3 protein-coding genes and 1 pseudogene are annotated in these 4539 nt (G+C 58.8%); 2 read left to right on the plus strand and 2 right to left on the minus strand.

The window, feature by feature from the left end:
• The coding region (locus GVL52_RS27695; RefSeq protein ID WP_160012616.1) for a site-specific integrase at positions 1–853 on the plus strand (853 nt) is incomplete at its 5' end.
• A 357-nt stretch (positions 854–1210) separates the two neighbouring features.
• On the opposite strand, the gene GVL52_RS27700 is transcribed toward GVL52_RS27695, so the two are convergent.
• Positions 1211–1600: a CZB domain-containing protein gene (locus tag GVL52_RS27700; protein WP_159952614.1), complete on the minus strand. Its 390-nt coding sequence runs from the start codon at positions 1598–1600 to the stop codon at positions 1211–1213.
• A gap of 410 nt (positions 1601–2010) precedes the next feature.
• Between GVL52_RS27700 and GVL52_RS31370 the strand changes: the two are divergent.
• A pseudogene (locus GVL52_RS31370) lies at positions 2011–2139 on the plus strand (hypothetical protein); the annotation flags it as partial.
• 182 nt (positions 2140–2321) lie between these two features.
• Here GVL52_RS31370 and GVL52_RS27710 read toward each other — a convergent pair.
• Positions 2322–4539, minus strand: a 2218-nt coding sequence (locus GVL52_RS27710; protein WP_210254116.1) for a relaxase/mobilization nuclease domain-containing protein, incomplete at its 5' end; no start/stop codon positions are given.

Here is a 4539-nt window from a genome sequence, read left to right on the forward strand (position 1 = left end):
CCTCCCTCCCGATCCTGAAATCGTCGGGCTTTATATTACCGCCTGCGCATCAGGGGCCGCCGAACGCGGCATGAAACCCAACTCAGTTTCCACGATCGAGCGACGATTGTCTGCGATCAGCTGGAACTGCACTCAACGCGGGATGGCGCTCGACCGCAAGAATCGCGCCATTGCCACGGTTCTGGCCGGCATCCGCAATTCGCATGCCCGGCCCCCACTGCAGAAGGAGGCAGTCCTCGCCGATGACATCATCGCCATGCTGGAAACGATTGATCGCGGCACCCTGCGCGGCATGCGTGATCGTGCCATGCTGCTCGTAGGCTTTGCCGGTGGTCTGCGGCGCTCCGAGATCGTCGGTCTCGATCTGAAGGCAGACCAGACCGAAGACAGCCGCGGGTGGATCGAGATCCTCGACAAGGGCATGCTTGTCACTCTGCGCGGCAAAACCGGTTGGAGAGAGGTCGAGGTGGGACGCGGCTCGTCAGACGCCACTTGCCCGGTTGCCGCGGTCGAAACCTGGGTCAAGTTCGCCAGGATCGCGCACGGTCCCCTCTTCCGCCGCGTGACGGGTCAGGGCAAATCTATCGTCGCGGAGCGTCTGAACGACAAGGAGGTGGCCCGGCTTGTGAAACGAGCTGCAATGGCTGCAGGGGTTCGCGAGGATCTTAGTGAGATCGAGCGTGCCTTCAGGTTCTCCGGTCATTCCCTTCGCGCTGGCCTTGCCTCCTCTGCCGAAGTCGACGAACGTCACGTCCAGAAACAGCTTGGCCATGCTTCCTCGGAGATGACCCGCAGATATCAGCGACGACGGGATCGCTTTCGGATCAATCTGACAAAGGCTTCAGGGCTTTAGCTAGATCTCCCGTTTCAAATCAGTCATCCCCCTCGCCGCGCATGCCATTCCGCAGACGCAGACCCAGCGTGGCAAAAGCGCCAAGCCGTCACGATCACCGTGCTGGCAAGGGTCTTGGTGCATGAGCCACCAAGAATATCCGCGATCGACACGACCGACGCGATCTTGGCGGTTGTCTTAGAAGGTCCGGGGGCCATCGCCGCCACGAGATCTTGCGATCAGCGCGAAGTTTTCTAGCCTCAAGCAAATCATCGAATGACGCGGCAAGGCATCGAAAGCTAGGAGGATATTCCACTGTCACGCTCCTCTCAGACATTTCCTGCGGACTGGGCGAATTTGAACACTACTGCGCACGGATTAGGCCGCGCGCGTTGAGGAGAGCAATTCGCTTTTCCATTTGGTCAAGGCTCGAACGACCTTTTCGGACTTTTCCTTGAACTCCCCATCGAGCAGAGCCTGCGCATCCCTGCCATTGCCCTTCAGCGCCATTTCAAGCACGCGAGCTGCGCATTCATGGAATTCCGCATGAACCCTTTTGTTGACCTTGTAAGGCATGCCCAGCTTGGTCTGCGGATCGATCTTTGATCCGTGCAGCCATTTCCCGAGGGCGCATTGATCGTCGCAGCGGACAACGCTCGGCTTGAAATCGCTGGAACTGGTTGTGATCGCCGTTTTCAGCTTCATTTTCCATGTGCCATGGGCGCCGATGCCAGCGGTGATTTCTTCGACATAATAGGACGAATTCATTTACACGATTCTCTGATCTTGTTGAGGAACCACTCGGAAAGGAGGGGCAGTGTGAAATATACGCCACAGCGGTTAAAAATATTTCGCGTGGTTGCGTAGAATTTTCAATTTAACATCGGTGGATCGAGGCCTAAACCGCGCAGATTCTGGTGTTCTTTATTGCCTCCACGTCGTTCTCGGTATCCGCATACCGTGGCCAACTGCCGGGAAAATGAGGGGCATCTGAGAACCTGAAAGGTCATTGGCCGGCAAGCAGGCGAAGCCGCAATGGCTGACCATGGCCGAGGCGGAAGTCCATTGCAAAGCCGAGGATGGACCCCGACATCATCATGGCCTGTGCCGGCAACGTGCCGACGCTCTAAACGCTTGCCGCCGTCAATCATCTGCGCCAGATCCTGCCACATCTGCGCATTCGGGTAGTCAATGTCGTCAACTTGATTCAGCTGCAATCCCCAACAGCATCCGCACGGTATTTCCGACGAATTCTTCGACACATCTTCTCCCGCGATCGGCCGGTGATCTTCGCCTATCACGGCTATCCCTATCTGATCCACCGGCTGGTTTATAAGCGCGCCAACCACCCGAACTTCAATGTTCGACAAGGCGCCGCTGTTCGTCGCCCAGTAGGCAGTCACCCGCCCGGGAGAACGCGGAACGATCATCATATATGGTGGCGAGCAAGGCCTATGGCGGCTCGGTCATCGCCCATGGCCCCGCCCGCCTACCGGTCCATACCGTCGCGGTCACTGCCGTGTTGCCGATCTTGCTCGGCGCGTTTCAACGCCTGCTGGCGCAGATCCTCCTGCACGCCCTTGGCTGCCACCGCTTGGTCTCTCGATGCCCGTGATGCTCTTTCTTGCGCAATCGCCTGCTGCTGCGCGGTAATTGCCGGATCGACATTGGCGAGCCGCGGATGGTGGTTTTCGCGCGTGCCACCCGTGGCCGAAGCGGCCGTCGACGAACCCGCAGAAGGCGATCCTGCTGAACGCATCTGATCTAGCTCTATCTGCTGGCGCTGCTCGGAAAAAAGTGCAGCGATTTCGCGACGCATTTCTTCAACCGCCTGACGCTCCGACGAACTGTCAACGATGGTTTCGAGCCTATCCATTGACTTGTTGGCGCGGGCGACACGCTCGTCGAACTGCTCGAGGGAAAGTGCCATTTTCTGCTCCTTCTGCTTCTTGAGTGAATTGATCGGGCCGGCAAACTCACCGACAGCCTCTCGTCCGCTTTTTTCCGGGACGGCTGTTTCGTTGAAACGAGCCTTCAGCCAAGGCGTAGGCTTGCCGTCTGGAGCGGACCCGGCCGCCTCGATCGTGACGGATGCTTGGAGGCCTTGAGCAGCGAGAAGTTGGCCCAACTCGCGGCTCACGCGCCGGGACTCGCCACCGGGGCCGAACTCATAGTCCTGCTTCGAAAGCTCCCGCTCGATGTTGCTGATCCCTGCCCCGGTCGGAACCAGAACCCTCGCGATGCGTCCATCGCTCGAAACCGCATCCGGCGATACCGCCAACGCTGACGCGATTGTCCCCGCCTGCATGATCTCACGGGCGGAGGTCGTTTCGATCTGGACAATGAGAAAGCCTTTGGGATCGGCGGCATTCAGCGTACTCGAAGCGAGTGTCGCAAAGCGTTGCGCCGCCTGGATGACGCCTGGTGCAGCTTGAGCTGATTGCAGGACTGATGCCGTTGCCTTCCATTTTGGCGCAAGCGCCAAGGCGCTGTTGCTCAAGGCCGCATTATCCATTCGGCCTTCCCGTTTCAGCTCCACACGTTGAATAACCGTGGCGCTCTTTAGATAGCGCGGATCAGAACGTCCTCGCGCATAGGCACCGGCCTGCGCCTGGCTGAACGGGCGCGTCGCCGCCAGATCCGACCTCAGCGTAGCGACCATCGGAATTCCATGCTGACGAGCTTTTTCCGCGAACGCCTCTCGCCATTGGTACAGTTCGGGCTTGGTCAGCCGCAAGGCTTTTCCTATGTCATCCCTTGCCGAGATCATCGCATGGACATGCACGTGCCCCGTCTCCGGATGATGAGCCGTGATCCAGCGATGACCGGCGACCTGTTCTGCGAGGAAGTCCCGAACTGTTCGGTTGAAAGCGTCCGCGTCCGTCCCGCTTCGCGCTGAAAACACCACATGAAACGCATTCCTGGGTTGGACAGTCCGGATTTGCGAACGCCAGGTGTCCCACGTTGTCTTCGCCATTGATCGAGCCTTTCCCTCTGCATCAATCCGCTGGCCGCCGGACGTCGTAAATGCCGTATGCTGACGAATGGATTTCTCGAGAAAATATTTTCCGGACTTTTCTGAAATCGCCGCGCCTTCGATGCGCACCACGGTTTCGATCCCAGCGTCTTTCATAACCTTGGCGAACGTGCGTTCCGCGGCGCCCGCCCTCCCCTCGCCGTTTGCACGCATCTTCAGTGCTGCCGCCAGTTTCCTGGCATTGATGTCCCTGACCCCGTAGATGGCGACGGAATCATCATACCTCGTGTAGACGAATGGCTTCGACCCGAACGCCATGTTGAGGGCGTCATGCAGGGCTGCATCCGAAACGTTTTCAGTGAGGGTGAGCGAGATCGTGACGATGGCATCGACCGCATATTCCTCACGGAATTCAGCGACCCACTTTGCCAGCAATTCCCGGCGATCCTCGGCGTTGTCCACCAGTCGACCCTCCTGATCGTAGACCGGAATATTGGTTTTTTCACCCTTGCCGTCCGCGCCTTTGACCTCGCGTGTGCCGAGATACGATATGAGGCTTGCCGCCGATGCCCGACTGGAAACCGTCGATGTGATTTTGATGACAACCGGCTGTGCGCCGGACGCGACCGCCGCCCGCGTCACATCTTCGGAGGTCGCACCACGGCTTAGGGCCACCGATAAAGAGGCACTTTCCATCGCTTTGGTCCATTTGCCTCCACCACCACCACCC

Source organism: Rhizobium sp. 18055 (assembly GCF_902706285.1).
In the GTDB taxonomy this organism is placed as follows: Bacteria; Pseudomonadota; Alphaproteobacteria; order Rhizobiales; family Rhizobiaceae; genus Rhizobium.